A 25,889-nucleotide genomic window follows, 5' to 3' on the forward strand; every position below is an offset into this window, starting at 1 on the left:
CTTGCGTTTCGTGCTATACTAATAAGGTTACAAGTTTTCTTTTATTGGAGTGAACCTTTCGATGATTGGATTTTTGCGAGGGCAGGTGGCGGCGCTTAAGGCGGACTATTGCTTGCTCGATGTGAATGGCGTGGGGTACCGGGTCTTTGTGGCTGGTTCTACGCGCAGTAAGCTGCGGCTGAATGAGGAGACGCAGCTCTTTACCTATATGAATGTCTATCAGGATGGCATTACGCTCTATGGGTTTGCCAGCGAGGATGAGTACGATATTTTCCAGCTGCTCATCGGTGTGTCGGGCATTGGCCCGAAGGTGGCGCTCGGCATCTTGTCGTCCATCACGGTCGATGGCCTGTGCAAGGCGATCCAGAATAAGCAGGCGACGGTTTTGACGAAACTGCCGGGCATCGGCAAAAAATCGGCGGAGCGTTTGATTTTGGAGCTCAAGGATAAGGTCGGTTTTGCGACAAGTGCAGATGAGGAAATCCTGACGCTCGATATGGAGGGCGCGGTTGGCGACGATATCGTAAGTGAAGCGCAGGCGGCGCTCGTGGCCCTTGGCTACAGCCAGGCGGAAATCGCGCCGGTGCTCAAGCAGGCCGCCAAGTGCAAGACGACGGAAGAAATCATCAAGCTGGCACTCAAGCAGCTGAATAAATTTTAAAGGGGGGCTGAGGCTTGGCAGAAGAAGATTTTTACAATATGGATATTGACGATGGCCGCATCGTGGCAATGGATGAACAGCGCGCCGATGATTGGCAGTACAGCCTCCGCCCGCGCAAATTAAGTGAGTACATCGGCCAGGACAAGGCCAAGAAGAATCTCGACATCTTCATCAAAGCGGCGATGAACCGCGGCGATGCGCTGGACCATGTCCTGCTCTACGGCCCGCCAGGTCTTGGCAAGACGACGCTGGCGGGGATTATCGCCAACGAGATGGGCGTCAATTTCCGCCAGACTTCGGGGCCGGCGATTGAACGGCAGGGGGATTTGGCGGCGCTGCTCACGAATCTTCAGGAACACGATGTATTATTTATTGATGAGATTCATCGTTTGTCGCGCAGTGTCGAGGAGGTTCTCTACTCGGCGATGGAGGATTTTGCGCTCGATATCATCATCGGCAAGGGGCCCAGCGCGCGCTCGATTCGCCTGGACATTGCGCCGTTTACGCTGATTGGTGCGACGACGAAGGCGGGTTCCTTGGCGGCACCATTGCGCGACCGCTTTGGCATCATTTCGCGGCTCGAATACTATACGCCTGAGGCGCTTGTTAATATCATCAAGCGCGCGGCGGAGATTTTGGAAATCCCCATCGAGGATCGCGGGGCGCTCGAGATTGCGCGCCGTTCGCGCGGGACGCCGCGTATTGCCAACCGACTGCTAAAGCGCGTGCGTGACGTGGCGCAGTACGAGGGGCAGGATGTCATCACCGATGCGCTGGCCGACAAGGCGTTGTCGCTTTTAGAAGTCGATAAGGCTGGCCTTGACCATACGGATCGGCGCATGCTTTCGACGATGATCAAGAAGTTTGGTGGCGGGCCGGTGGGCCTTGATACGCTGGCGGCGGCTATCAGCGAGAGCACGGATACGATTGAGGACGTTTATGAGCCGTTCCTCATCCAGCTCGGCTTTGTCAACCGCACGCCGCGCGGCCGTGTTGTCACGCGCGCAGGTTATGAACATATGGGGATTGCTTATCCCGAATAATCGGGCTTTTTGCTAAAGGAGTAGGGAAATGAAACTGCTTTTACATATGTGCTGCGGGCCGTGTTCGTGTTATCCGGTCAAGAAATTACGGGAAGATGGCATTGAGCCGGTCGGGTACTTTTTCAATCCGAATATCCATCCGTATACGGAGTGGGACAACCGCCTAAAGACCGCGAAGGAATTTGCCGAAAAGGTCAAAATGGAATTCTATGCCGATGAAAACTACCGCCTGCGCGACTTTTTGAAAAAGGCTTTGCCAGCGGAAGCACTTCCCAATGGCCGCTGCACGATGTGCTACACCTGGCGGCTTGAGGAGGCGGCGCGCTTTGCGGCCGAACATGGCTTTGATGCGTTTACTTCGACGCTTTTTTACAGCATTTACCAGCAGCACGAGTTGATGAAGCGCACGGCCGAGCGTTTTGCCGAAACGTACGGTGTGCAGTTCTACTATGAGGACTTCCGCCCTGGCTGGCAGGAGGGCATCGACATTAGCCATGAGCTCGAGCTTTACCGCCAGCCGTACTGCGGCTGTATCTTCAGTGAGGAGGAGCGGTACAGCAAGGCAATCCGCAAACAGCGGCGCAAGGAGAACAAGGCCAAGAAGCGGGCCCGGCTTGAGGCTGAGGCCAAAAGAGAAAAGGAGCAGGAAAATGGGAAGTAAAAAATCGTTTCTGCGCTATTTGCTGCGCCAGCTCGTGCTCGTCATGCTGGCTTTTCCGCTGCTGGCTGTTGGTTCTTCGGCTGAAGCTGCCTGGCAGCCGGAGCTGCTGGTGGGCCTGCAAAAGGGCGCAGCGTCCGTACAGCTCTCTTCGGATTCGCCCCTCGTTATCCGCGATGTGGCCTCGGGCAAAATCCTGGCGAAAAAACCGGCCAGGGATAGTTTTTCCGTGACCTTTAGCCAGGGCGCGTTTCTCGTCGCCGGTAAAAAGGTGATGGCTGGCACGGCCGGCATTGATTTTGTCGTTGAGGATGCACGCCAGCTCGCCGCGCAGGTCAGCCGCATTGACGGCAAGGCTTATCGTGGTGCGGTGCGCCTTTTGCCTGGGGAAACTGGCTTTACCGTTATCAATCGCGTGACGACTGAGGAGTATCTAAAGGGCGTTGTACCCGAGGAAATGCCGCCCGAGTGGAATATGGAGGCCGTCAAGGCACAGGCCATTGCTGCTAGGAGTTTTGCACTCAGTCATCGCAAGCGCCACAGCAAGGATGGCTATGACCTTTGCGCGACGACGCACTGCCAGCAGTATCAGGGAATCCGCGCCGAGCGGGCCCGCAGTTCGGAAGCCATTAAGGCAACTTATGGCGAAGTGCTCACGTTCCAAGGCCGGCCCATTGAGGCCCTTTTCCATACGGATTCCGGTGGTATGACTGAAAACAGTGAAGATGTATGGGGGAGTAGGATTCCCTATCTGCGCTCCGTCAAGGAACTGCATGCTAAGTCGTATCCTTGGGATAAGAATATTTCGGCTGAACAGTTTACGGCAGTCCTGGCCAAGCATGGGAAAACGATTGGCACGCTCAAATCGATAACGCTGCCGCCAATTTCGTTTGGCAAGGCGTCGGCGGGCAGAACGTCAGCTGGACGCGCCGCGCAGGTGCGCTTTGCGGGCACGAAGGGGACGGCAGTTGTCAGCGGCAATGACCTTCGGAATTGGTTTGGCCTTAAAAGCACGTTGTTTGAAATGACGTATAAGGGCAATGTCGTAATGATTCACGGCTACGGCTGGGGGCATGGCTTAGGGCTTTCCCAGTGGGGCGCAAAGGCGCTGGCAGATGAGAAGGAGTATAAGTACCCGGCGATTCTGGCCCATTATTATCAAGGCACGGAGCGAAAGAAATTATATTAAGATAGATTGAAGGAAAAAGTTATGTTATTACTCTCAGATTTTGATTATGATTTACCAGAAGAACGCATCGCGCAGGTTCCTATCGAGCCGCGCAACGCTTCGCGGCTGATGGTGCTCGACCCGGTGGAAAAGACCATTGAGCACAAGCACTTTTATGACCTCAAGGAATATCTTGAGCCGGGCGATACGCTTATCTTCAACGATACGCGCGTTATGCCGGCCCGCCTTATCGGCCATCGCGACCAAACGGGCGGCAAGGTCGAAGTCTTCCTGCTGCGCCGTCTCGATGCTACGCATTGGGAGACGCTCGTAAAACCGGGCAAGAAGGCCAAGCCGGGCAATGTCATCAACTTCAGTGATGAGCTTTCCTGCACGGTCACGGACCACACGGATTTTGGCGGCCGTATCGTTGAGTTCAAGTTCGACGGCGTATTCGAGGAAATCCTCGACCGTCTCGGTGAGACGCCGCTGCCGCCGTACATCCATGAGAAACTCGAGGATAAGGAGCGCTATCAGACCGTCTACAACCGCGAGGAAGGTTCGGCCGCGGCGCCGACGGCTGGCCTGCATTTCACCAAGGAGCAGATGCAGGAACTCAAGGACATGGGCGTAAACCTCGGTTTTGTCACGCTGCATGTCGGCCTGGGCACTTTCCGTCCGGTAAACTGCGAGGACATCGAAAAGCACGATATGCACAAGGAGTTCTACCGCATTTCGGACGAGACGGCCAAGCTCATCCTCGATACGAAAAAAGCTGGCCATCGCGTCATTGCCGTCGGCACGACGAGCATCCGCACGCTGGAGTCGGCCGCAACGGGCAAAAATGAAATCAGCAGCAAGAGCGGCTGGACTCAGATTTTCATCTATCCGGGTTATGATTTCAAGATTGTCGATGGTATTGTGACGAATTTCCATCTGCCGAAATCGACGCTGATCATGCTGATCAGTGCGTTCGGCGGCCGCAATTTCGTACTCGATGCCTATAAGACGGCAGTGGAGCTGAAATACCGTTTCTTCAGCTTTGGCGACGCGATGTTCTTGTCGCGGCGTCAGCTGGATGCTGAACGGGATAAGGAATTGGCAGACCTTGAGGCCAGCCATCAAGCGGAAGAATAAAAAGGAAAGGCCCTGGCGTTGTGCTGGGGCCTTTTGAACAACAGAAGGGAGGTGCTGGTGATGGAGGCGTTTGAAATGGATACTTTGGCGGGGCTCAACAAGGCGCAGCTTGAGGCGGTTACCGAAACGGAAGGTTTTGTGCGGGTGCTGGCAGGGGCCGGTTCGGGCAAGACCCGCGCGCTTAGCCAGCGTTTTGCTTATCTTGTCAATGAGATTGGCATCATGCCGGGCAATATTCTCTGCGTGACGTTTACGAATAAATCGGCGACGGAGATGCGCAAGCGAATCCACTTGCTGACGGGCGACAATGATACGGGCTATATCAATACGTTCCATGGCTTTTGCGTGTCGGTGTTGCAGGAGGACAGCCATGCCGTACAGTATCCGAAAAGCTTTCTGGTGCTCGACAACAGCGATATCGATGCGATGCTCAAGATTATCTACGAGGAGCGGCACTTGTCCCTGCGCGATATGACCTTTGCCAAGGCCCGCGATATGATTGAGATGCGCAAAATCTTTACCGAGCCCGAATATTACGAGGATATGATTGCGATGTCGCTCGACGGCATCAAGGCCAAATACGAGCGCGCCGTTGAGCCTGCCGATATCATTTTCTATGGCTATTTGTACCAGGAAAAGAAATGCTTTGGCCTTGATTACAACGACCTCATCAAGTTTACGCTCTATATTTTCGAGCAAAAGGAAGAACTGCGGCTCAAATGGCAAAAACGACTCGAATACATCATGATTGATGAGTTTCAGGACATCGATGAGCTCCAATACCGGCTCATGAAGATACTCTGCGGTTATCATAAGAATCTCTTTGTCGTCGGCGATCCCGACCAGACCATCTACACCTGGCGCGGGGCCAACATCCGCTATCTGCTCGATTTTGACCAGAATTTCCCGCCGACAAAGACCATCTACATGATGGAAAACTATCGCTCGACGCCCGAAATCCTGGCCGTGGCCAATGACCTCATTGCGCATAACCGCAACCGCATTGAGAAAAATCTCTGTGCGATCTTGCCACATGGGGGAAACGTGCTCTGTGCGAGCAATGATTCGCCCGAACAGGAGGCAAAGTGGATTGCGCAGGAGATTGCAAAGCTCCACGAAAAGGGCGTGCCCTACCGGCAGATAGCCGTACTTTACCGCGCGCATTATCTGACGCGTTCGCTCGAAGAAGTCTTCTTGCAGGCGGAGCTTCCCTATACGCTTTATAGTGGCGTCCATTTTTTTGACCGCCGGGAAATCAAGGATGCGCTCTCATACTTGCGCATGATTGCCTACCGTGACGATTTGTCGTTCCTGCGCATTGCTAATGTCCCTAAGCGAAATCTTGGCGAGCGCCGTATGGCGTTCCTGCAGGAGTATGCGGCGCAAAATGGCTGCAGTCTCTACGAGGCGTTGAAGAAAAATCTTGACCACGAGCTTTTTAAGCGGACGAAGGCCGGGGCCTTTGTCGGGCTCGTCGAGGAGTTTTCGGCGTCATTTAGCGGCCGCCCTGTGTCAGAGGTGCTGGCGGCACTACTCGATGCGAGCGGCTATGAGGCCATGCTGCGCACCGAGGGCAGTCAGGAGCGGCTCGACAATCTGGCCGAGCTCAAGCAGGCCGTCTACGAATACGAGACGTCCTGCGGCGAAGAGGCAATGCTCGAAGATTATCTGTCGCGCGTGGCGCTCCTTACCAACAGCGATACGGCCGAGCAAGGCGATAAGGTAAAGCTTATGACCGTTCATGCGGCTAAGGGGCTGGAGTTTCCGTATGTGTTTCTCTGCGGGCTCAACGAAGGCATCTTCCCTTCGCGCAAGACGCGGACGCAGCCGGCGATGGAGGAGGAACGGCGGCTGGCGTTTGTTGCCGTGACGCGCGCGCAAAAGCGGCTCTATCTGTCGGCAGCTTCGGGCCTGAACTTTGATGCCTCGCTGCGGTATCCGTCGCGGTTCCTGCTCGAAATCGACGACAAACTGCTGGAATATGCGCGGCCCATTGCCGAGCATACGCGACAGGATGCCAGGGATTACATCCGCGATATGGATAGGCGCATGGCGCAGGCGAATGCCCCAAAACAGGCGGCCTTTGCCAAGGGCGACAAAGTCCTGCACCGCATCATGGGGGAAGGCGAAATCCTGGCCGTAAATGCGGACAAGGGGGCCTATTTGATAAAGTTTGCCGACATCGATACCCCGCGGGAAATCTCGTTTAAGGCTAAGCTGGAAAAGATTTCCTAAGCGCATTATAATAAATGTATGCAATAATAAGTGACTATAAGTGTTTACCAGCCGAAGGAGGAAATATTATGGCTATGTTGATTGGCGTGATGATTCTCAATCTGGTCATCAGCTTTTTGAATGCCCGCAACGTCGGGCGCATTTGGGCGGAGTCCAAGGCTGTGGGTGGTTGGGTCCGCCTGCTCGCTTGGTGCGGTGCGATTCAGTCGGCCGTTGGTTTTACGTTCGTCTATGCGATTGTCGTTTCGTACATCGCCGTATCGACGGGGTATCTGCCGGCCAGCATGCTCGGTGTATTGTCGAGCCTCATCTATCTGATGATTATCGTGCCGGCAATTGGTTCGGGCATCATCATCACGATTCAGTCGTGGATAAATTTCGCGCGCGAAAAATCGCTGATGAATCTTGGCGTTGCGGGTTGGAATACGTTCGCACAGGCTTACAACACGTATAACGCCATCCAGAGTTTTGGTCCGGCACTCGACACGGTGCAGGAAGGCTTGGGCGGCCTGTTCGATGGCGACAGCGATTCGGATAATTCGACGATGCGCGTTATCCTGCTCGCAGCCATCATCTTGCTCGCCGGTGTCATGACGACGACGGTTATCGTCCGCCGCTATGAGGCCAGCCTGCCGGTATCGGAAGCCGTCCGAAGCGGCAACCGCGATCTGGAATATCGCTAAAAAAACATCCAGCTCATACGGGCTGGATGCGGACAATATGGATAAGCTCGATGCGCGTATTATCCTGCAGCACTAGCTGCCGGCGCGCTGTATCGAGACGTTTGATGACGGCGGTTCGCGTTTCATAGCGGCCGCCGTCTTTGTATGCGTCGGCCACGAAATAAGTGATGGCGGCCTTACGCGTTGGCGAGGCAAGAATTTGCTGGAGCCTGCGGTTTAAAAGTTCCTGCTCGTCCTCGGCAAGGTTCGGCGGCGGCAGAGTGAGCCGGGCACTTTCGCGCACGGCTTCTTCGTAGCCCGTGAGCGCGGCAAAGGGCGAAAACTGCGCGGCCCGTTTGCTAAGCGGCATCGGCGGGTGGCGCTTGGATACGTGACGGGGCAGGTCGATGATATCATCATAGTTCATGATAGGATTCTCCTTTATGCGCGATGGCCGCCTATCTGATTGTTGCGGCTGATCGCCGTGGCACCTTCCTGTAAATTGGCGCCCTTTAAGATAGCATTTTTGCCAAAGCGTTTCTTGAGCGCGACGATGGTCTGCTGGATGGAGGCCTCTTTGCTATTTGACTTGTCAATTCCTGACATTTCCGGTTCGGCGAACAAGTCAAGTTCGGCAGGTGGCGGCGCGGCCTGATAGCTTTCCTGGGAAATCGTATCGCCAAAGGTGATGGTCAGACGCCGCACGAGCAGGTCTTTGTTGACAATTTCGGCAAACAACTCGCGGACGGCTTTTAGCAGCAGTGAGGATGAGGAGGTTGGCGCAGCAAATTGCCTGCTGCCATGGGCGGGCTTTGGCACCATGCGGCCATAGTGGTCGCGGTGGAGCGGTCCATGATAGCTTTGGTGCGTGTTTTCGATGTCATAGCCGACGTCGAGGATGAGCTGACTTGTCAATAATTTCTTATCGACGAGCTCCAGTGCCAGCAAATCCGTCATTTCCCAGGCTGCGAGCATGGCCTGGTCGTAGGGATAGGGGCATTGGAGCACCTGGCCGGAACCGATGCTCGTAGCCGCAGGCTTATAAGCTTTGATGGCGGCCATCGTGCAGGGCTCATAGCCCCAGGCGTGGTCGATAAGGAGTTCGGCATTGACGCCAAACAGGCGGTAGAGCAGTTCTTCGTTATGGAAATCCGTGGCTTTGCCCAGGGAGCAGCGCGCGATATCGCCCATCGTGTAGAGTCCGTGCTGTTCGAGTTTTTTCGCATAGCCGCGGCCGACGCGCCAGAAATCGGTCAGCGGGCGATGGGCCCAGAGCAGCTGGCGGTAGCTCATTTCGTCAAGCTCGGCAATGCGGACGCCGTTGCGGTCAGCTGGCAGGTGCTTGGCGACGATATCCATGGCTGCTTTGCAAAGATAGAGATTCGGGGCGATGCCAGCGGTGGCCGTGATGCCGGTTTCGGCATAGACTTCCCCAATTAGCTTTTGGATAAGTTCGCGGGCGGTCAGCCTATAGGTCTTCAAATAATGCGTTACGTCGATAAAAACTTCGTCGATGGAATAGACATGGATATCTTCGGGGGCGATGTAGCGCAGATAGATTTGATAGATTTTGGTGCTGATTTCCATATAACGGGCCATGCGCGGGACGGCGGTGTGATAGCCAATGGCAAGTTCCGGATGAGTGGCCAGTTCTTTGGCACTGGCCGACTGGCCGCAAAAGCGATGATGTGGCGCAAAGGCCAGCCGTTTTTGATTGGCCGCGGCTACGGCCTGAACGACTTCAAACAGCCGGGCCCGCCCGGGAATCCCGTAGGCTTTTAACGATGGCGATACGGCCAGACAAATGGTTTTATTCGTGCGCGCGGCATCGGCCACGACGAGATTCGTATCGAGCGGGTCGAGCTCGCGGTCATGACATTCTACCGATGCATAGAATGACTTGAGGTCAATGGCGGCAAAAGTCGATGGCGAAACCATACGAAGCCTCCTTTCTTTTTCTTTGCTCGTTACAATCTTAGCAGAAAAACAAATCGAATACAAGTTCTGTAAAACTGAACAGGAACCTATGTACTTGAAAAGTAGGATGAGCTGTGGTAATATCTAATACTTATAGGAGGGAATCGTATGAATCATCTAAAAAAAATCCTTGTCTTGAACGCCGTTGGCATCGCGCTGTTTTTGAGCTGGTATTTGCCGGGCAACAGCGGCTTTTGGTTTGAACTCGATAAAGGCGTGTTCTTTTTCTTTAATCACCTGCTCGGCCAGAGCCAGGCATTTCTCTATTTCGTCGCCTTTACCAATCTGCGTCCGTTTGATGTCGTGGCCTTTTTGTTCATGCTCGGCATTTTTTACAGCTATTACCGGAAGCAGGACATCAAAGGCAAGCGCTGGATGCTGGCCATGGGAGCGACGATGCTCGTTACGGCTGTAATCGCCAAGCAGTTTGACCTGTTCCTCAACATGGAGCGGCCGAGTGCCTCGAAATTCTTTACGCTGATGGGCGATAGTGTGCTGCGCGTATCGGAGCTTTCGGGCTGGCCGGCTAAGGACTGGTCGTCGTCGAGCTTCCCCGGAGACCACGGCATGTTTTTGCTTATCTTTTCGTTTTTCATGTTCCGCTATTTTGGCTGGCGGGCGTTTGCCAAGAGTGCGGCCGTCGTGCTGGTCTTTTCGCTGCCGCGCATCATGTCCGGCGCGCATTGGGTTACCGATATTGCGGTGGGAGCAGCTTCGGTCAACTTTATCGTGCTGAGCTGGATGCTTATGACGCCGGCATCGGATTATGTCATCCGCGTCATTTTGAATCATTGGCCCAAGAAGCTCTTGAAGGACGACGTTTCGATAAATTGTTAGAAAAATGTTGACAAGTCAAAAAAAGAGGCGTATAGTATTATTTGTCCTTGAGGGACGGGGCCAATTGGTCCATTCGTAGCGATGACTCACTAGCTCAACTGGCAGAGCAACTGACTCTTAATCAGTAGGTTCACGGTTCGATTCCGTGGTGGGTCACCATTGAGATTTATAGCTGTCCGGTTGGGCAGCTTTTTTGTTTTATAAGGGGGAAAGACTTTTGCGTATCCTTTTATCCAACGATGACGGCATTGAAGCTCAGGGCATTGAGGCTTTGGTGTGTGCCCTTCATAAAGACCATGAAGTAATCGTTTCGGCACCGATGTATCAGCAGAGCGGCATGGCCCATGCGCTGACTGTAGGCACCCCGATGGAAGTGAAACACAATAGCCGTCTCGAAGAGACTTATGGGATTACGGCCATCGCCGTAGATGGTACGCCCACCGACAGCGTCAAGATTTACCTTGAAGCGATGGCTGGCGATAATAAGCCGGATTTGGTGGTTTCGGGCATCAATCACGGGGCAAATCTGGCAACGGACATCCTCTACTCGGGAACGGTGGGCGCGGCGATGGAAGGCTTCCTGCATGATATTTCCGCCATTGCGTTGTCGCTCGATATTGACAGCAGCCTGTCCTATGATGAAGTCGCTGAGATTTTTGCCGCTGACTTGTCAAAGTTCTTCGGTCAAAACGACAAGCCGCTTTTTTACAATGTCAATTTCCCGAAGAAGCTTAAAGGCAATAAGCCGCAGTATGTATTCGGGCGCCAGGGTAAGCGCGATTACATCAACGCCTTCAACCGTGAGGAAAAGGACGGTCATGTTTTCTATACGATTTCGGGGGAAATCTACGACACTGATAAGGGGAATGCGACGGACCTTTTCGCCATTGAGTCGGGCTATATTTCCATCACGCCACTGATTACCGATCTCACCGATTATGTGAAGCTTGATGAACGGCTGGAAAAATAAGTAGCCGCAAACAGGTTTTCGTGATAAAATGAATTAGATTAACGTGCTATTTGGGGAGGTATTTCTATGGAATCCATGATTCGTGATATCAAGCTGGCTCCGTCGGGCCATGACAAGATTGAGTGGGTAAAGAATTTCATGCCGGTTATGGCGGCGATTGATGAAGAGTTTTCGAAATCGAAACCCTTTGCCGGTAAAAAGATGGTTATAACCCTGCACCTCGAAGCAAAGACGGCCTATATGGCAGAGATTTTCAAACATGCCGGCGCGGAAGTTGCCATCACGGGCAGCAATCCGCTGTCAACCCAGGATGACATTGCAGCGGCACTCGTGGAAGACGGCCTCAATGTCTTTGCCTGGCATGGATGTACTGAAGAGGAATACTTCACGTTTATCGATAAAGCCCTCGATATCGAGCCGGATATCATCATCGACGATGGCGGCGACCTCGTTCACCTGCTGCACACGAAGCGCCGCGAGCTCTTAGGCAACATCATCGGCGGTTCGGAGGAGACGACGACGGGTGTTCATCGCCTGCGCGGCTTGGCCAAGGAAGGGAAGCTCGAATTCCCGATGATTGCGGCCAACGATGCCTATATGAAGTTCCTGTTTGACAACCGCTATGGCACGGGCCAGAGCACCTGGGACGGCATCATGCGCACGACAAACCTCGTCATTGCGGGCAAGAACGTCGTCATTTCCGGTTATGGCTGGTGCGGCAAGGGCGGCGCTATGCGCGCCCGTGGTCTCGGTGCCAATGTTATCATCACGGAAGTTGACCCCATTAAGGCCATCGAGGCAGTCTTTGACGGCTTCCGCGTCATGCCAATGGATGAGGCCGCTAAGATTGGCGATATCTTTCTGACGCTGACTGGCGATAAAGACGTCATTCGCGACCGTCATTTTGCCGTTATGAAAAATGGCGCGATGATGGCAAATTCCGGTCATTTCGACTGCGAAATCAATATACCAGAGTTTGAGGCGGCTTCGGTATCGCGCCGCACGGTCCGCAACAACATCGAAGAGTTCACAATGGCCGATGGCCGCAAGCTCTATCTGCTGGCCGAAGGCCGTCTGGTCAATCTGGCCGCTGGCGACGGTCATCCGGCCGAAATCATGGACCTCTCGTTTGCCGTACAGTTCTTCTCGGCCATGCATCTGTTAACACATGGCAAAGAGATGAAACCCGATGTCTATCTGATGCCGGAGGAAATCAACACGAAGATTGCCGAGCTCAAGCTCAAGGCATTAGGCGTGACGATTGATGTCCTGACGCCTGAACAGCGGGCATATCTGAATTTGGAATAAGGCCTTGTCATAAGGATTATAGGAGTGGATAAGAGACATGAAGATGCTCATCAAAAATGTTACGGCGGTATTGCCTGATGGCAGCACGCCGGTAACCAACATCATGATTGATAAAAACAAGATTGCCGGTATCGGCGAAGTCCCTGAGGATTTTCGTCCGGCCAAGGTAATTGACGGAACGAATCATCTGGCAATTCCGGGATTTGTCAATGCGCATACTCACGCTTCGATGACGCTGCTGCGGAGCTATGCGGATGATATGGCACTGATGGACTGGCTCAACAAGGAAATTTGGCCAGCTGAAGCCAAGATGAATGATGAAGATATTTATTGGGGTGCGATGCTGGCCATGCTCGAAATGGTCCGCACGGGTACGACGACGTATGCCGATATGTATGGGCCTTGGATGGAACGCGTAGCTGAGGCCACGATTGACGCCGGCCTTCGCGGCGTTCTTTCGCGCGGAATTATCGGCGTTGCTCCCGATGGTGAGCAGAAAATCCAGGAAAACGCCGATCTGTTCCGTCAATTTAACGGTGCAGCAGACGGCCGCCTGAAGGTAATGTTTGGCCCGCACGCACCGTATACCTGCCCGCCGAAATTCCTCGAGAAGGTGGCCGCAGCCGCCCAGGACCTCGGCGCTGAAATCCATATTCACATGCATGAGACGATGGACGAAATCAACGGCTCGCTGAAGGAATATGGCGAGCGTCCGTTTACCTGGGTTGAGAAGACGGGCCTCTTTGATGGCAAAGGGACGCTTGCGGCTCATTGCGTCCATCTTGATGACAGCGATTTTGCTATCCTCAAGAAACACAACATCCGCGTAGCCCACAACCCAGGCAGCAACATGAAGCTAGCCAGCGGCGTGGCTCCGGTACCGCGGTTGTTGCAGGAGGGCATTGTAACGGCATTAGGCACTGACGGCACATCCTCCAACAACAATCTCGACATGCTCGAGGAAGTAAACTTAGCGGCTATGCTCCACAAGGTAAATGAGGCGGACCCGTTGGCGGTCCCGGCGTTTACGGCCCTTCAGATGGGGACGGAGTTCGGCGGCAAGGCTGTGGGTATCGAAGACATCGGCCGCCTCGAAAAGGGCTATAAGGCTGACATTACCCTCTTAAACATGCAGGGTCCGGCCTGGTGCCCACGCAATAATCCGGTGTCGCTGCTGGTTTATTCGGCCAATGCCAGCTCGGTGGATACGGTCATCGTCGATGGTAATGTTCTCATGGAAAAGAATGAGCTCAAAACCCTCGACGAGGAACGCATTCTCTTTGAAGCACAGCGCTGCGCTGACCGCATCACAAAATAATAATGTCAGGAGCTGCCTTCTCTTTTGGGAAGGCATTCCTTTTGTTTTTAGTTTCTCAAAGAAAGAGGTGATCCCTTGAAAAAGAAGACAACGGAACGGAAGACGACGCGCCGCCGTAAAACTGCGAGTAAAAAGCAGGCAGCTAGCGCCAATCCGGGCCGTAAGTACGAACTGGCGGGCCTTGCCTTTGTGGCGGTGGGCCTTATCTCTCTGTGTGGCCTGTTCGGGCTAAATGTCGGCTTTGTCGGGGTTTATTTTGCCAAAGTCCTGCATTACCTGTTTGGAGTGGGGGCAAGTATCATATCGCTGATAATCCTGCTTATCGGCTATCAGTACATGGCCAAGCATCATGGCCTCGTGTATTCGCCGCGCTTTTTTGGCCTGGGGCTCTTGTTTTTATCGCTGCTGGCAATTTGGCATCACTGTGTCATTCCCGTGGGGCAGGAAATCATGCCGGATAGTCTGACGCGTGGCGGCGGATTAGCTGGCGGCGGTTTCCTGTTTGTTCTGCGTAAATTTTTCGGCGTCGACGGCTCGATTATCCTGCTCGGCGCAGGTACTATAGGTTCGGTGCTGTTATCGACGACCTGGTCGCTGGCAACTGGCCTGCTCAAGACGCAGGAAACAGCGGCCAAAGGTGCCAATGCGGCAGGTGAAGCCGTATCGGTTGCCTACGAGAAGGTTGCCGACGTCAGCGGACGCGTGGAAGAACGCGTTGTCGATGCCGTAAAGGAAAAGGTAAAAAATTCCTTCTACAATCAGGAAAATGACAAGCGTTTTGCTGAGTTAAAGGAAGCGGCCCAGGCGCCAGAGTCGGCCCCAGAACCAGCTATGGAAGTTCGTTACGGGCTGGAACCAGAGGTGGTACCGGAGGTAAAAAACGCTGAGCCCGAGACAAAGCCAAGCTTTACGATTGAATACGGCCGTGCCAACGATGATGAACCAGAGGTACCGGCCAATCATGTGGTCGTACCGAAAACGGCTCCGGTGGTGGCGCCGTCGCCCAAGCCGATGAAGAAAAATCCCGTTGCCATGCCGGACTACGGCGAGATTGCGCCGATTATGCCGGCAGCTGCCGTTCTTGACGGGTCAGAAGCAGCGGCCAAAGCCGCGGCCGAGGCTGAAAAGCCCGCGGTAAAACCTTATGAAATGCCAAAGATTACCGAGCTGCTTTCCAAACATGCGAAGAAGAAGAACGCGGCGCTCGAGCGCGAGATTGCCGATAATGCTGTAACGCTTCAGCAGACGCTGGCCGACTTCAAGGTCAAGGCCAATATCATCAACGCCTGCCATGGCCCGGCCGTAACCCGCTATGAACTCGAGCCGGCGCCGGGCGTAAAAGTCAGCAAGATTACCAATCTGGCAGACGATATTGCCCTGCGGCTCGCGGCCTCGTCGGTCCGCATTGAGCAGATTCCGGGCAAATCGGCCATCGGCATTGAGGTGCCGAACAAGGAACTCGAGGGCGTACAGCTTCGCGAGGTACTCGAAAGCCCGAAGTTTGATTCGGCCAAATCCCGTCTGACGGTTGGCCTTGGCATGGACATCGGCGGGCAGGCGATTTTCGCCGACCTGGGCAAGATGCCCCATCTGCTGGTGGCTGGTGCCACGGGCTCTGGTAAATCGGTCTGCATCAATACGCTGATTACGAGTATCCTTTTCAAGGCGAAACCCGATGAGGTCAAATTTATCCTCGTCGATCCGAAGATGGTTGAGCTTTCGGGTTATAACGGCATTCCGCATCTGATGGTGCCCGTTGTCACCGACCCGAAAAAAGCGGCGTCGGTCCTCAACTGGTCCGTGCAGGAAATGGAAAAACGCTATTCGCGGTTCGCCGAAAACAACGTCCGCAATATGGAAACGTATAACAAAAAGTTCCCGGACGATAAAATGCCGGCCATTGTCATCATCATCGACGAGCTTGCGGACCTCATGATGGTCGCGCCTCATGACGTCGAGGACGCTATCTGCCGCTTGGCCCAGAAGGCCCGCGCGGCTGGTATCCACATGGTTCTCGCGACTCAGCGGCCTTCGGTCGATGTCATCACGGGCATTATCAAGGCCAATATCCCGTCGCGAATCTCGTTTGCCGTATCGAGCCAGATTGACTCGCGGACGATTCTTGACCGCAGCGGAGCCGAAAAACTGCTTGGCAAGGGCGATATGCTCTTTTTCCCGGTCGGTGCCTCAAAACCCCGCCGCGTACAGGGCGCCTTTGTCAGTGATGACGAAGTCGAAGGTCTCTTAGACTTTATCCGCTCCCAAGGGCAGGAAATGGAGACCAATGAAGAAATTGTCGCCTTTACGGAGAAGGCTATGGCTGAGCAGGCGGCTGAGGAAGAAGGCGGCGGCAACAAAGCGCCGAAAGTCGATGAATTGCTCATGGATGCCGTCAATCTCGTCATGTCGACGGGGCAGGCCTCATCTTCGAGCATCCAGCGCCGGTTCCATATCGGCTACACCCGGGCAGCCCGCCTTATCGATACGATGGAGGAACTCCATATCGTTGGGCCCAATATGGGCAGTAAGCCGCGGGAAATCCTCATGACGACGGAGCAGGCCAAAGAGGCGGCTGCCAGCCTGCAGTAAAACAATTAAAAGTAAGGAATGAATGGTAATACATGTTTTTTAAGGGAAACTATTCCAAACGGTTTCGAAACGTACTGATATTGACAGGCCTCGGTGCCAGCCTGTCGGCACCAATTGCCCTGGCTGCAGCAATCCCGGCCGATTCGCCCAATATTCAATACTTTGGGCGTTGGGATAAACAGGGTAATTCGGTCGTCACGGGGCAGGGGGCTGTCTACCTCAAGGCCAACTTTACGGGTACGAGTCTCAAGGCTGACCTTGGCGGCAGTCCGGATGTCTGGTGGCGTGTCAGTATTGACGATGGGGAATTTCGCCGCTTTAAGCCAGCGGGAAATGAAACCGTGCTGGCAGAGCATCTTTCGAAGGGAGACCATAAGGTGCTCTTGGTCCGCTCGACCGAAGGAGAGGCAGGGCTTAGCACCTTTGGCGGCTTTACGCTCGACAAAAAAGCCAAGCTGTTAAAACCGGACCGCCTGAAGACAAGGCGGCTTGAGTTCGTCGGCGATTCAATTACGGCCGGGGCTTTTAATGACCGCTGGCAGCCCGGGAAATATCACGACAAGGAAGATAACGACCAGGCCTATGGGCCGCTCTTGTCGCGGATGCTTGGGGCTGACTACAGTGTGCTCGCGCGCTCGGGAGAAGGCGTAGTCCTCAATTACCGGGAGCAGGACCACGCTGCCGAAATGCACACGGCCGACCGCTATTGGCGCACCTTCTGTGAGACTGAAAATCCCGCGGATTACAATCCCGTTTGGGATTCGCGGAAATTCCCGGTGGACGCTGTCATCGTTTCGATTGGCACCAACGATTTTTCGCTGAATCATGAGCCGCCAGGGCGGTATTATTTTGAAGCGGGCTTCCGGAATCTGCTGCAGGAGATTCGCAGCGTCAATCCCGGCAAGCCGATTATCTGTGTGGCGCCGATTCCATCGATTATTGGCACGAATTGTGCCAAATGGGAAGCCAATGCGGTTCGCGAGTTAAAGGAAAGCGGGGAAGAGGACCTCTATTTCATCCCTGTCAACGATAAAGAGCCGCTGCTTTCTTCCGATGATTTTGCCGGGGATGATACACATCCGATAGACAAAGGTCATCAAAAAATCGCCAGCTTTTTAAAGGATAAGGTTGCTGACATCCTTGGCTGGAAATAAATGTTTCACAACCGCTGAAAATTGTGCTAAAATATTTAGCTAGATATTGTTAAAATACAACAGTGAGCAATCACTGCTGAAAATACCTATATGGGGGTAGATTTTTTTGAAGTACATGAGTGGTAATGAACTGCGCGAAGCATATCTGCAGTTCTTTTCCGAGAAAAAAGGCCATCTGCGCCTGCCGAGCTTTTCGCTGATTCCGAAAGATGACCCGACGCTCCTGCTGATTGGTGCTGGTATGGCTCCGCTGAAGCCGTTCTTTACGGGCAAGATGAAACCGCCTCGCACCCGCGTCACGACGAGCCAGCGCTGCGTTCGCACGGGTGATATCGAAAACGTTGGCCGCACGGCACGTCACCAGACTTTCTTCGAAATGCTGGGTAACTTCTCGTTTGGCGATTACTTCAAAGGTGAAGCTATTCCTTGGGCTTGGGAGTTCCTGACCGAAGTTGTGGAACTGCCGAAAGACAAACTCTGGGTAACGGTTTATCCGGACGATGATGAAGCAATCGAAATCTGGAAATCCCAGCCGGGCTTCCCGCAGGATCACATCGTAAAACTCGATGACAACTTCTGGGAAATCGGCCCTGGTCCCTGCGGCCCGGACTCCGAGATTTACATTGACCTCGGCGAAGAGCGCGGCTGTGGCTCGCCGGACTGTGCTGTCGGCTGCGACTGCGACCGTTATCTTGAAATCTGGAACCTCGTATTCACGCAGTACGACAAACAGGAAGATGGTTCTTACGCTAACCTCGCGCATAAGAACATCGATACGGGCTGCGGTCTTGAGCGTCTCGCTTCGGTCGTTCAGAACAAGAAGACCAACTTCGAGACGGACCTTCTCTATCCGATTATCGAATACACGTCGAAGGTTTCCGGCGTTGCCTATGGCGACGATGCCGAAAAAGACGTATCTTTGAAGGTTATCGCTGACCATGCACGTTCCATGGCTATCATGATTATGGATGGCATCCTGCCGTCGAACGAGGGCCGTGGTTATGTCCTGCGCCGCATTCTGCGCCGTGCAATCCGTCATGGCCGCATGCTCGGTATCAAGGACAAATTCCTCGAAGGTGCCGTTGACGCCGCTGTCAACATTTATCGCGGTGCCAAAGACTTTGAGGAGCTCGTCAACAAAGCTGATTACATCAAAAAGGTCATCAGCATCGAGGAAGACCGCTTTGCCGCTACGCTGAACCAGGGTATGGAACTCCTCAATGGGGAGATTGAAACCGTTAAGGCTGCTGGCAAAAAAGAACTCGACGGCGAAGTTGTCTTCAAGCTTTACGATACGTTTGGTTTCCCGTGGGAACTCACGGAAGAAATTCTGCACGAAAATGGCCTCGACCTTGACAAAGACGGTTTCGAGAAGGCCATGGAAGAGCAGCGCACGCGTGCCCGCAACGCCCGTGCCGAAAATACGCGCGTTGCCGTACCAGACCTTTCGAGCATCGATGTCAGCAAGCTCGTAGTCGATGAAACGGCTACGGAAGGCAAAGTTGTCGCTATCTGGAAAGATGGCGTTCTCGTCGATGAGATTACCGATGGTCAGGAAGCTGGTATCATTCTCGACAAGACGCCGTTCTATGCGGAAGGTGGCGGACAGGTCGGCGACGAAGGCCTGTTTGTCAGCGAATTTGGCCGCATCAAGGCAGTCAATGCCAAGAAGCTGCCGGATGGCACGGTCTACCATGAAGCATATGTAGAAGAAGGCCAGCTTAAAGTCGGCGAAACGGTCAAGATTGAAGTCGACCAGGTGAAGAAACTGGCTTCGGCTCGCAACCATACGGCTACGCATCTTTTGCAGGCTGCCCTCAAACAGGTCGTCGGCGATCAGGTCAATCAGGCTGGTTCCTCCGTTACGCCGGAGCGCCTGCGCTTCGACTTCACGAACTTTGAACCGGTTACGGCTCAGCAGCTCGCCGATGTCGAAGAGCTCGTCAACAGCGTAATCCTCAAAGGCCAGGACGTTGAGATTTCCCACATGAGCATTGACGAAGCCAAAGAGGCTGGTGCAATGGCACTGTTCTCCGAGAAATACGGTGACGTCGTCCGCGTTGTCAAAGTTCCGGGCTTCTCGATGGAACTCTGCGCTGGTTCGCATGTCAAGAACGTCGGTCAGGTCGGCATGTTCAAGATTGTCAGTGAATCCGGTGTAGCTTCGGGCGTTCGCCGCATTGAGGCTATCACGGGTAAAGCTGCGCTTGACTATGTCAACGATAAGATGGCCATCCTGGCTAATGCTGCTTCGCTTCTCAAGACCAAAGAGGAAGAAGTACCGGCTCAGATTGAAAAGGTACAGGCTGAAGGCAAGGAAATGAGCAAACAGCTCGCCGAAGTTGCCGAAATGCGCGAAAAAGCCGATGCGCAGAATCTGCTGGCAGGCCTCAAGACGGTCAAAGGCGTCAATGTCGTCTGCGGTAAATCCAGCGTTTCCAGCATGGATGAACTCCGTGACGTTGCTGATATGACCAGCTCCAAGGTCGAATCGCCGAGTGTTGTCGTTCTGGCTTGCGCGAATGACGGCAAAGTCAACCTCGTTGTCAAAGCAGATAAAGCTGCTGTTGCCAAGGGCATCCATGCCGGCAAAATCATTAAGGAAGCTGCACAGACCGTCGGTGGCGGCGGTGGCGGCCGTCCGGATATGGCTCAGGCAGGCGGTAAGAATGCCGAGGCATTGCCGAAAGCTTTTGATAAAGCACTGGAAGTAATTGAGAGCCAGCTCGGTTAAACCAACATATAAGTGAACAGACTCCCTCATTATTGAGGGAGTCGTTCTTACTTTGCAAAGGAGGTTCCGGCAATGGAAGTCGATATTACAAACAAGGCGAATAAAATAATCCGTTATGGACTCATTGGCCTGGTGCTCTTGGCGCTTATCGTCAGCACTGGCGTTTACTTTTATCAGCATCACAACAAGACGCTGACCATTTACGATGCACAGGTTACGGGCGACATCGTACAGGCAAAGGCAAAATCGCCCGGCAAGATTACGGAAATCGTCGTAAGCGATGGCGACCATGTCGAAGCGGGCGATGTAATCGCCCGCATGGAATCGAGCATCACCGACGAACAGATCCAGCAGCTCGAGCAGAATGTCAAACTGGCCCAGCAAAGTCTGGAGCAGCTCAAAAAAGGGGCGACGATGACGCTGCCGGCCGCACCGCAGACGCAGGCACCAAGTGCACCGTCCTATAGTGCCAGTTCCCAGCGCGAGGTCGCAAGACTGCGCGCTAAGCTGGCGGCTATGCAGGCCAATCCTGATGCTTATGCGCGCAAAGAAATCCAAAGCGTACAAGCTGAGTTGAATGCCGCTCAGGCTGCGGCATCGGTGCCGGCAACGCCATCGGTTCCGGCACCATCACCAGCACCAACGGCTGCACCGACAGTACCGCAGAATCCCGATATCATCAAGCAGGCAGAAATGCAGGTACAGGTTGCCCAGGCAGCATTGGACAATGCCAAAGAGGCGCAGCAGGCAACCGACATTCTGGCCCCGACGGCAGGAACCGTTATGCTCATCGATGATATCGCCGAAGGCGCCGAGGTAAAAGCCGATCAGGTGGTTGTCAATCTGATGGACCCGGAAAATGCCTGGGTAGAAGCCAAGGTCACGCCGGAGCAGGCCAAGAACATCCGGCTCGGTCAGTTTGCCGCTTACGAACTCGATAAGCACAAGCTGCAAGGGTCGGTAAAAGATATTGTTGACCCGTCAAATGATGAAAGCGGGGAACAGGCTGATGCCGATGGTGACAGCCGCGTTACGGTTCGGATCTCTTTGCCGTCAGGTTTGAGTTTTACGCTTAAGCCCGGCATGACGACAACGCTGAAGTTTGCAATTGGCGGTTAATTGTCTTCAATAAAAAGACAAAATGATACAATATCTACAAAACTAAACGATATTTTGCCCTTTGTCATAAAATTGTAATGACAAAGGGCTTTCTTTTTTCCATGGCCTATGTTATAATGACAGGTAATTTCACGAACTAAAGGAATAAAGACGGAAAGAAAAACAGGAGGATACTATCATGGTTAATCCAAAACTGAAGGACAAGCTCAATGACCAGCTTTGTCAGGCAGTTCTGTCGCTGAACAATATGGATGAGTGCTATCAGTTTTTTGAAGATATTTGCACAATCAGCGAACTTAAATCAATGTCCCAGCGATTGGAAGTCGCAAGGATGCTCCAGGCAGGTCATACTTATGATGAAATCGTCGAGCAGACTGGAGCCAGCACGGCGACAATCAGCCGTGTCAAACGGTGTTTAAATTATGGTGCGGACGGTTACAAGACAGTCCTCGAACGGCTGCCGAAATCCGAGTAATCGCACAAAGCTATCAAATAAGGAGCGAAGAACCGATGGAAAAAGATAAGAACGTTTTGGAAATCCCTTATGGTACCCGCGACTTTCTGCCAAGCGAGGCAGCAGATAAGCGCGCAATTGAAACAAAACTTGCCGAACTCTTTGCCGAATGGGGGTACGAAGAAGTCGTTACACCGACGATTGAATACCTCGATAATCTTACGCTGGGCAGCAGCGTGAGCCTTCAGGACCATCTGTTCAAGCTCTTTGACAGGGATAACCGGACGCTGGCGCTTCGCCATGAAATGACCACGCCGATTGCACGCCTTGTGAGCAGCCGCTTAAAAGACTATCCGCTGCCGATGAAATTGTCGTATATCAGCAGCGTATTTCGTCAGGAACAAACGCAGATGGGACGCCAGTGCGAATTCCATCAGGCTGGTGTTGAACTCATGGGGAGCACGAGCGCCTTTGCCGATGCTGAGATTCTCGCGTTGGCCATTCAGGGGCTCTTGCGCTCCGGGCTCAAGGATTTCCAGATTTGCCTGGGGCAGGTAGAATTCCTTAACGGCATTATGGAGCAGTATCAACTGCCGGCTGAGGCAAAGGATAAGCTAAAGGCCGCCATGGAGCAGCGCAACCTCGTTGAGCTTGAAACGCTCGTTGACCAGTTGGGACTTTCGGATAATGCCAAAGCCGTGCTGAAAAAACTGCCGCTCTTGAATGGCGGTGAAGCGATGCTCAAGAGTGCCTATGATTTGGCCCTCAATGAGCAGAGCCGCCGCGCACTGGATAATCTGTCGGAAATCTATCGGCTGCTTAAATCCTATGGGGTCGAGCAGTATGTGCGTTTTGACCTCGGAATTATCCGCGATTTCAGTTACTACACGGGCATGGTGTTTGAAGCATACACGCCGGGGCTTGGCTTCCCGCTTTGTGGCGGCGGCCGCTACGACCATCTGCTGTCTGACTTTGGCAATGCCTGCCCGGCTACGGGCTTTGGCATGGGGATTGAGCGAATCCTTTTGGCCCTCGAGCGTCAGGGACTTGAAAAACCGAAACGGGCCCGCAATATCTATCTTTCCTATGCCGCTGGCAAGGAAGCACAGGCCGTTGAACGCGCCAGAGTGCTCCGCCAGGAAGGGAAGACGGTAGAACTTGCCTTGACACCGCAGGATAAAGCCGAAGCCGTAAAAATGCAGCAGGCCAAAGGCTATGCCGAACTGGTTTACCTCGCATGATTCAGCGTATCCGGCAATTTTACCGTGCGCTGACGGCGCATATCAGCGAAAAGGACCGCGAGTTTATTGACCGGTCAATTCCGGCCGCGGCCAGAGGCTTATTCTATCAAATGCATCCGGCGGACCAATACCATGCGCTTCATGTAGCTAAGACGGCCTTACAGCTTGTTGACAAGTCAAATTTGCCAATTGACCGGTCAATGCTTTTGCGCTGTGCCCTGCTCCATGATGTCGGCAGGGTAAAGGGCGACCTTGACATCTGGGGGAAAGTGCTGACGGTACTGCTCACGCATTATGCGCCAGCCTTTGCCCGCCGGATTGCCCGTAAAGATTGTGCGTCCTTCTGGGATAAGCCGGGCCATGCGCTGTATGTCTATTATCATCATCCAGAAATCGGCGCGGCAAAGCTTCGGGCCATCGGTCTTGCGGAGGAAGCGGCGATTGTATCCCGCCATCATCAGGCGGCCTCAAGCGGCGATAGTGCTGTTTTGACAATCCTGCGGCAGGCAGATGAAAAAAATTAACACATTTGCTTGACGTTTACAGGTTTACATGTTAGTATTGTAAACATATTAGCGCTTTAACAAGATAAAGAGTAGAAATCAGGAGGTCATATATGCAGTCAACTTCTATGGATTACCTGACAATTGCTCTGCCTAAAGGCAAGTTGTTTGGCCTGTCAGCAGATTTATTGGCAAAGATTGGTTATACAGCCGAAGGGCTTTCGGATAAATCGCGAAAACTCATCATCACCAACGAAGAGAAGAAAATCAAATTTATTGTTTCCAAGACTGCCGATGTTCCGACTTATGTCGAATACGGTGCTGCTGACCTCGGTGTCATTGGCAAAGATGTCCTCTTGGAGTCGGGCAAAGATGTCTATGAGCTCCTGGACCTTGGTTTTGGCCGCTGTCATTTGATGATGGCGGTGCCAAAAGACGAAAAGCGGGCAAAGCTTTTGGATTATAACCATACCCGTGTGGCAACGAAATTTCCGCATATCGCCGAGCAGTTCTTCAACCGCCACGGCATGCAGATGGAATACATCAAGCTCAACGGCTCCATTGAACTCGGGCCGATTGTTGGGCTGTCGGAAAGCATTGTCGATATTGTCGAGACTGGCACGACACTGCGGGAAAACGGTCTTGAGGAAATCGTCTCCATTCAAGATGCCACGGCCCGCCTAATCGCCAACCGCGTGAGCTTCAAGATGAAGTTTGACCGCATCCATACGATGATTTCCGATTTGCGTACGATTTTAGAAAGCGAGGCTGCTGCGAAATGAAGATTGTAAAAGCAAGCGAAGTTGGAGAATACGAAGTCGAGCGGCTGCTCACGAAAGCGGCGTTCGATGAAGTTGAGCTCAATCCCAAGATTCGTGAGGCCAATCGCAAGACCTTTGGCCGCGATATGAGCGCCGCTGAACTGGTCCGCCAGATTGTGGGCGATGTACGCAAGGACGGCGATAAAGCCGTTATCCATTATACGAAGCTCATCGACCGCGTGGAATTTACGCCAGCCGATTTTCTGGTATCGGAGGCTGAATTTGAAGCAGCCGAAAAAGAGGCTGATCCCAAAGTGGTCGAGTCGTTAAAAAAAGCGGCCGAAAATGTCCGGAAGTATCATCAGGAACAGAAACCAAATTCCTGGATGACGTATCGCGAGCAGGGCTCGATTCTCGGGCAGTCCATCGTACCGCTTGACCGCGTTGGCATCTATGTGCCTGGCGGTACGGCAGCTTACCCGTCGTCGGTTATCATGAACGCGGTTCCGGCAACGGTGGCCGGTGTTCGCGAAATCATCATGATGGTGCCGCCGAAAAATGGCAAAATCAATCCCTATGTCTTGATTGCCGCCCGCGCCGCTGGCGTAAAGAAAATCTATAAAATCGGCGGTGCCCAGGCAATTGCTGCGATGGCATTTGGCACCGAGACGATTCCACGTGTCGATAAGATTACGGGCCCGGGCAATATCTTTGTCACGTTGGCCAAAAAAGAAGTTTATGGCCACGTCGATATCGATATGCTCGCTGGCCCAAGTGAAATCCTCATCGTTGCCGATAAGACGGCTGACCCCGTTTATACGGCGGCGGATATGCTGAGCCAGGCCGAACATGACCCACTGGCATCCAGCATTGTCATCACCGACGATGAGGAACTGGCCCAGAAAGTAGCCAAGGAAGCCGAAAAACAGCTGGCTGAGCTGCCGCGCCGCGAAATTGCACAGGCATCGATTGACCGCAATGGCCTTATCGTCATTGCCGACGACATGATGCAGGCGATGCGCTTTGCCAATGTATCGGCACCAGAGCACATGGAAATCTTAACGGAGCAGCCATTCCAGCTGCTGCCCTATGTGCGCCATGCCGGCGCCGTATTCCTTGGTGCTTATTCGCCCGAACCGCTCGGCGACTATTTTGCCGGGCCAAATCATGTACTGCCGACTGGCGGTACCGCCCGCTATTACAGCGTCTTAAATGTTGAGACGTTTATGAAACGCACGAGTATTATCTCGTATACCCAGCCTGCGCTTCAGGATGTCAGTGAGGATATCATCCGTCTGGCTGAGACTGAAGGTTTGCAGGCACATGCAAATGCAATCCGTTTGAGGAGGAAGTAAAATCC

At 53.4% G+C, this 25,889-nt stretch carries 22 protein-coding genes and 1 tRNA gene; 21 read left to right on the top strand and 2 right to left on the bottom strand.

Going from position 1 to position 25,889, the window contains the following annotated elements:
* Window positions 1-61 precede the first annotated feature (61 nt).
* The 7 genes from ruvA to FZ040_RS01640 all read left to right on the top strand — a co-directional run bounded on the left by ruvA (window position 62) and on the right by FZ040_RS01640 (window position 7,585).
* Window positions 62-661, top strand: coding sequence for a Holliday junction branch migration protein RuvA (gene ruvA, locus FZ040_RS01610; protein ID WP_149170389.1), 600 nt, complete (start codon window positions 62-64; stop codon window positions 659-661).
* 38 nt (window positions 662-699) lie between these two features.
* Complete coding sequence (ruvB, locus tag FZ040_RS01615) at window positions 700-1,704, top strand: Holliday junction branch migration DNA helicase RuvB (protein ID WP_149170753.1); 1,005 nt, start codon at window positions 700-702, stop codon at window positions 1,702-1,704.
* A 28-nt stretch (window positions 1,705-1,732) separates the two neighbouring features.
* Window positions 1,733-2,365: an epoxyqueuosine reductase QueH gene (locus FZ040_RS01620; protein ID WP_149170390.1), complete on the top strand. Its 633-nt coding sequence runs from the start codon at window positions 1,733-1,735 to the stop codon at window positions 2,363-2,365.
* The gene (locus FZ040_RS01625) at window positions 2,355-3,551 is read left to right on the top strand and encodes a SpoIID/LytB domain-containing protein (RefSeq protein WP_149170391.1); all 1,197 of its coding nucleotides are present in this window, start codon (window positions 2,355-2,357) and stop codon (window positions 3,549-3,551) included. The genes FZ040_RS01620 and FZ040_RS01625 overlap by 11 nt, the downstream gene beginning before the upstream one ends.
* A gap of 21 nt (window positions 3,552-3,572) precedes the next feature.
* Window positions 3,573-4,667, top strand: coding sequence for a tRNA preQ1(34) S-adenosylmethionine ribosyltransferase-isomerase QueA (queA, locus tag FZ040_RS01630; protein WP_149170392.1), 1,095 nt, complete (start codon window positions 3,573-3,575; stop codon window positions 4,665-4,667).
* A 60-nt stretch (window positions 4,668-4,727) separates the two neighbouring features.
* Entirely contained in the window at window positions 4,728-6,902 is a 2,175-nt protein-coding gene (locus FZ040_RS01635) for an ATP-dependent helicase (protein WP_222930926.1), read from the top strand.
* A gap of 68 nt (window positions 6,903-6,970) precedes the next feature.
* Complete coding sequence (locus FZ040_RS01640; protein WP_149170393.1) at window positions 6,971-7,585, top strand: hypothetical protein; 615 nt, start codon at window positions 6,971-6,973, stop codon at window positions 7,583-7,585.
* Between the two features lie 13 nt (window positions 7,586-7,598).
* Here the strand turns inward: FZ040_RS01640 and FZ040_RS01645 are convergent, their stop codons facing one another.
* Together FZ040_RS01645 and FZ040_RS01650 are read right to left on the bottom strand one after the other, a co-directional pair.
* Window positions 7,599-7,991: a YolD-like family protein gene (locus FZ040_RS01645; RefSeq protein WP_149170394.1), complete on the bottom strand. Its 393-nt coding sequence runs from the start codon at window positions 7,989-7,991 to the stop codon at window positions 7,599-7,601.
* 14 nt (window positions 7,992-8,005) lie between these two features.
* On the bottom strand, window positions 8,006-9,502 hold the full coding sequence (locus FZ040_RS01650) for a Y-family DNA polymerase (protein ID WP_149170395.1): 1,497 nt from the start codon (window positions 9,500-9,502) through the stop codon (window positions 8,006-8,008).
* A 147-nt stretch (window positions 9,503-9,649) separates the two neighbouring features.
* Between FZ040_RS01650 and FZ040_RS01655 the strand changes: the two genes are divergently transcribed.
* From FZ040_RS01655 to hisD, 14 genes are all read left to right on the top strand, one after another.
* The gene (locus FZ040_RS01655; protein ID WP_149170396.1) at window positions 9,650-10,378 is read left to right on the top strand and encodes a phosphatase PAP2 family protein; all 729 of its coding nucleotides are present in this window, start codon (window positions 9,650-9,652) and stop codon (window positions 10,376-10,378) included.
* Window positions 10,379-10,461: 83 nt separating this feature from the next.
* Window positions 10,462-10,537 (top strand) — tRNA-Lys (locus FZ040_RS01660).
* A 58-nt stretch (window positions 10,538-10,595) separates the two neighbouring features.
* The gene (gene surE / locus FZ040_RS01665) at window positions 10,596-11,348 is read left to right on the top strand and encodes a 5'/3'-nucleotidase SurE (RefSeq protein ID WP_149170397.1); all 753 of its coding nucleotides are present in this window, start codon (window positions 10,596-10,598) and stop codon (window positions 11,346-11,348) included.
* Between the two features lie 66 nt (window positions 11,349-11,414).
* The gene (locus FZ040_RS01670) at window positions 11,415-12,656 is read left to right on the top strand and encodes an adenosylhomocysteinase (protein ID WP_149170398.1); all 1,242 of its coding nucleotides are present in this window, start codon (window positions 11,415-11,417) and stop codon (window positions 12,654-12,656) included.
* Between the two features lie 37 nt (window positions 12,657-12,693).
* Window positions 12,694-13,974 (top strand): amidohydrolase, encoded by a 1,281-nt coding sequence (locus FZ040_RS01675; protein WP_149170399.1) that lies wholly within the window; start codon window positions 12,694-12,696, stop codon window positions 13,972-13,974.
* A gap of 75 nt (window positions 13,975-14,049) precedes the next feature.
* On the top strand, window positions 14,050-16,563 hold the full coding sequence (locus FZ040_RS01680) for a DNA translocase FtsK (RefSeq protein ID WP_149170400.1): 2,514 nt from the start codon (window positions 14,050-14,052) through the stop codon (window positions 16,561-16,563).
* 32 nt (window positions 16,564-16,595) lie between these two features.
* Entirely contained in the window at window positions 16,596-17,717 is a 1,122-nt protein-coding gene (locus tag FZ040_RS01685; RefSeq protein WP_149170401.1) for an SGNH/GDSL hydrolase family protein, read from the top strand.
* A 115-nt stretch (window positions 17,718-17,832) separates the two neighbouring features.
* Complete coding sequence (gene alaS / locus FZ040_RS01690; protein WP_187620229.1) at window positions 17,833-20,451, top strand: alanine--tRNA ligase; 2,619 nt, start codon at window positions 17,833-17,835, stop codon at window positions 20,449-20,451.
* A gap of 72 nt (window positions 20,452-20,523) precedes the next feature.
* The gene (locus FZ040_RS01695) at window positions 20,524-21,570 is read left to right on the top strand and encodes an HlyD family secretion protein (RefSeq protein ID WP_149170403.1); all 1,047 of its coding nucleotides are present in this window, start codon (window positions 20,524-20,526) and stop codon (window positions 21,568-21,570) included.
* A 178-nt stretch (window positions 21,571-21,748) separates the two neighbouring features.
* Window positions 21,749-22,045, top strand: a complete 297-nt coding sequence (locus FZ040_RS01700) for a YerC/YecD family TrpR-related protein (RefSeq protein ID WP_149170404.1) — start codon at window positions 21,749-21,751, stop codon at window positions 22,043-22,045.
* 35 nt (window positions 22,046-22,080) lie between these two features.
* Window positions 22,081-23,265 carry an ATP phosphoribosyltransferase regulatory subunit gene (gene hisZ / locus FZ040_RS01705; RefSeq protein ID WP_149170405.1) on the top strand — a complete coding sequence of 395 codons (1,185 nt, stop codon included), beginning with the start codon at window positions 22,081-22,083 and terminating at the stop codon, window positions 23,263-23,265.
* A complete protein-coding gene (locus FZ040_RS01710) occupies window positions 23,262-23,789 on the top strand; it encodes an HDIG domain-containing metalloprotein (RefSeq protein WP_149170406.1) in 528 nt (175 codons plus the stop codon). Before hisZ ends, FZ040_RS01710 begins: the two co-directional genes overlap by 4 nt.
* Before the next feature lie 92 nt (window positions 23,790-23,881).
* Complete coding sequence (gene hisG / locus FZ040_RS01715) at window positions 23,882-24,550, top strand: ATP phosphoribosyltransferase (protein WP_149170407.1); 669 nt, start codon at window positions 23,882-23,884, stop codon at window positions 24,548-24,550.
* Entirely contained in the window at window positions 24,547-25,884 is a 1,338-nt protein-coding gene (hisD, locus tag FZ040_RS01720) for a histidinol dehydrogenase (protein ID WP_149170408.1), read from the top strand. The genes hisG and hisD overlap by 4 nt, the downstream gene beginning before the upstream one ends.
* The last annotated feature ends 5 nt before the right edge of the window (window positions 25,885-25,889 follow it).

It is taken from the genome of Pseudoselenomonas ruminis (assembly GCF_008271295.1).
GTDB classification, from domain to species: Bacteria; Bacillota; Negativicutes; order Selenomonadales; family Selenomonadaceae; genus Selenomonas_A; species Selenomonas_A ruminis.

Excerpts from the sequence above, each read along its gene's own strand:
- FZ040_RS01640 (WP_149170393.1), top strand. The coding sequence starts at position 6,971 with ATGGCTATGTTGATTGGCGTGATGATTCTCAATCTGGTCATCAGCTTT.
- ruvB (WP_149170753.1), top strand. The coding sequence starts at position 700 with ATGGATATTGACGATGGCCGCATCGTGGCAATGGATGAACAGCGCGCC.
- alaS (WP_187620229.1), top strand. The coding sequence starts at position 17,833 with ATGAGTGGTAATGAACTGCGCGAAGCATATCTGCAGTTCTTTTCCGAG.
- queA (WP_149170392.1), top strand. The coding sequence starts at position 3,573 with ATGTTATTACTCTCAGATTTTGATTATGATTTACCAGAAGAACGCATC.
- FZ040_RS01625 (WP_149170391.1), top strand. The coding sequence starts at position 2,355 with ATGGGAAGTAAAAAATCGTTTCTGCGCTATTTGCTGCGCCAGCTCGTG.
- FZ040_RS01670 (WP_149170398.1), top strand. The coding sequence starts at position 11,415 with ATGGAATCCATGATTCGTGATATCAAGCTGGCTCCGTCGGGCCATGAC.
- FZ040_RS01655 (WP_149170396.1), top strand. The coding sequence starts at position 9,650 with ATGAATCATCTAAAAAAAATCCTTGTCTTGAACGCCGTTGGCATCGCG.
- ruvA (WP_149170389.1), top strand. The coding sequence starts at position 62 with ATGATTGGATTTTTGCGAGGGCAGGTGGCGGCGCTTAAGGCGGACTAT.
- FZ040_RS01645 (WP_149170394.1), bottom strand. The coding sequence starts at position 7,991 with ATGAACTATGATGATATCATCGACCTGCCCCGTCACGTATCCAAGCGC.
- FZ040_RS01710 (WP_149170406.1), top strand. The coding sequence starts at position 23,262 with ATGATTCAGCGTATCCGGCAATTTTACCGTGCGCTGACGGCGCATATC.
- hisG (WP_149170407.1), top strand. The coding sequence starts at position 23,882 with ATGCAGTCAACTTCTATGGATTACCTGACAATTGCTCTGCCTAAAGGC.
- FZ040_RS01700 (WP_149170404.1), top strand. The coding sequence starts at position 21,749 with ATGGTTAATCCAAAACTGAAGGACAAGCTCAATGACCAGCTTTGTCAG.
- FZ040_RS01635 (WP_222930926.1), top strand. The coding sequence starts at position 4,728 with ATGGAGGCGTTTGAAATGGATACTTTGGCGGGGCTCAACAAGGCGCAG.
- FZ040_RS01620 (WP_149170390.1), top strand. The coding sequence starts at position 1,733 with ATGAAACTGCTTTTACATATGTGCTGCGGGCCGTGTTCGTGTTATCCG.
- hisZ (WP_149170405.1), top strand. The coding sequence starts at position 22,081 with ATGGAAAAAGATAAGAACGTTTTGGAAATCCCTTATGGTACCCGCGAC.
- hisD (WP_149170408.1), top strand. The coding sequence starts at position 24,547 with ATGAAGATTGTAAAAGCAAGCGAAGTTGGAGAATACGAAGTCGAGCGG.
- FZ040_RS01695 (WP_149170403.1), top strand. The coding sequence starts at position 20,524 with ATGGAAGTCGATATTACAAACAAGGCGAATAAAATAATCCGTTATGGA.
- FZ040_RS01685 (WP_149170401.1), top strand. The coding sequence starts at position 16,596 with ATGTTTTTTAAGGGAAACTATTCCAAACGGTTTCGAAACGTACTGATA.
- FZ040_RS01650 (WP_149170395.1), bottom strand. The coding sequence starts at position 9,502 with ATGGTTTCGCCATCGACTTTTGCCGCCATTGACCTCAAGTCATTCTAT.
- FZ040_RS01675 (WP_149170399.1), top strand. The coding sequence starts at position 12,694 with ATGAAGATGCTCATCAAAAATGTTACGGCGGTATTGCCTGATGGCAGC.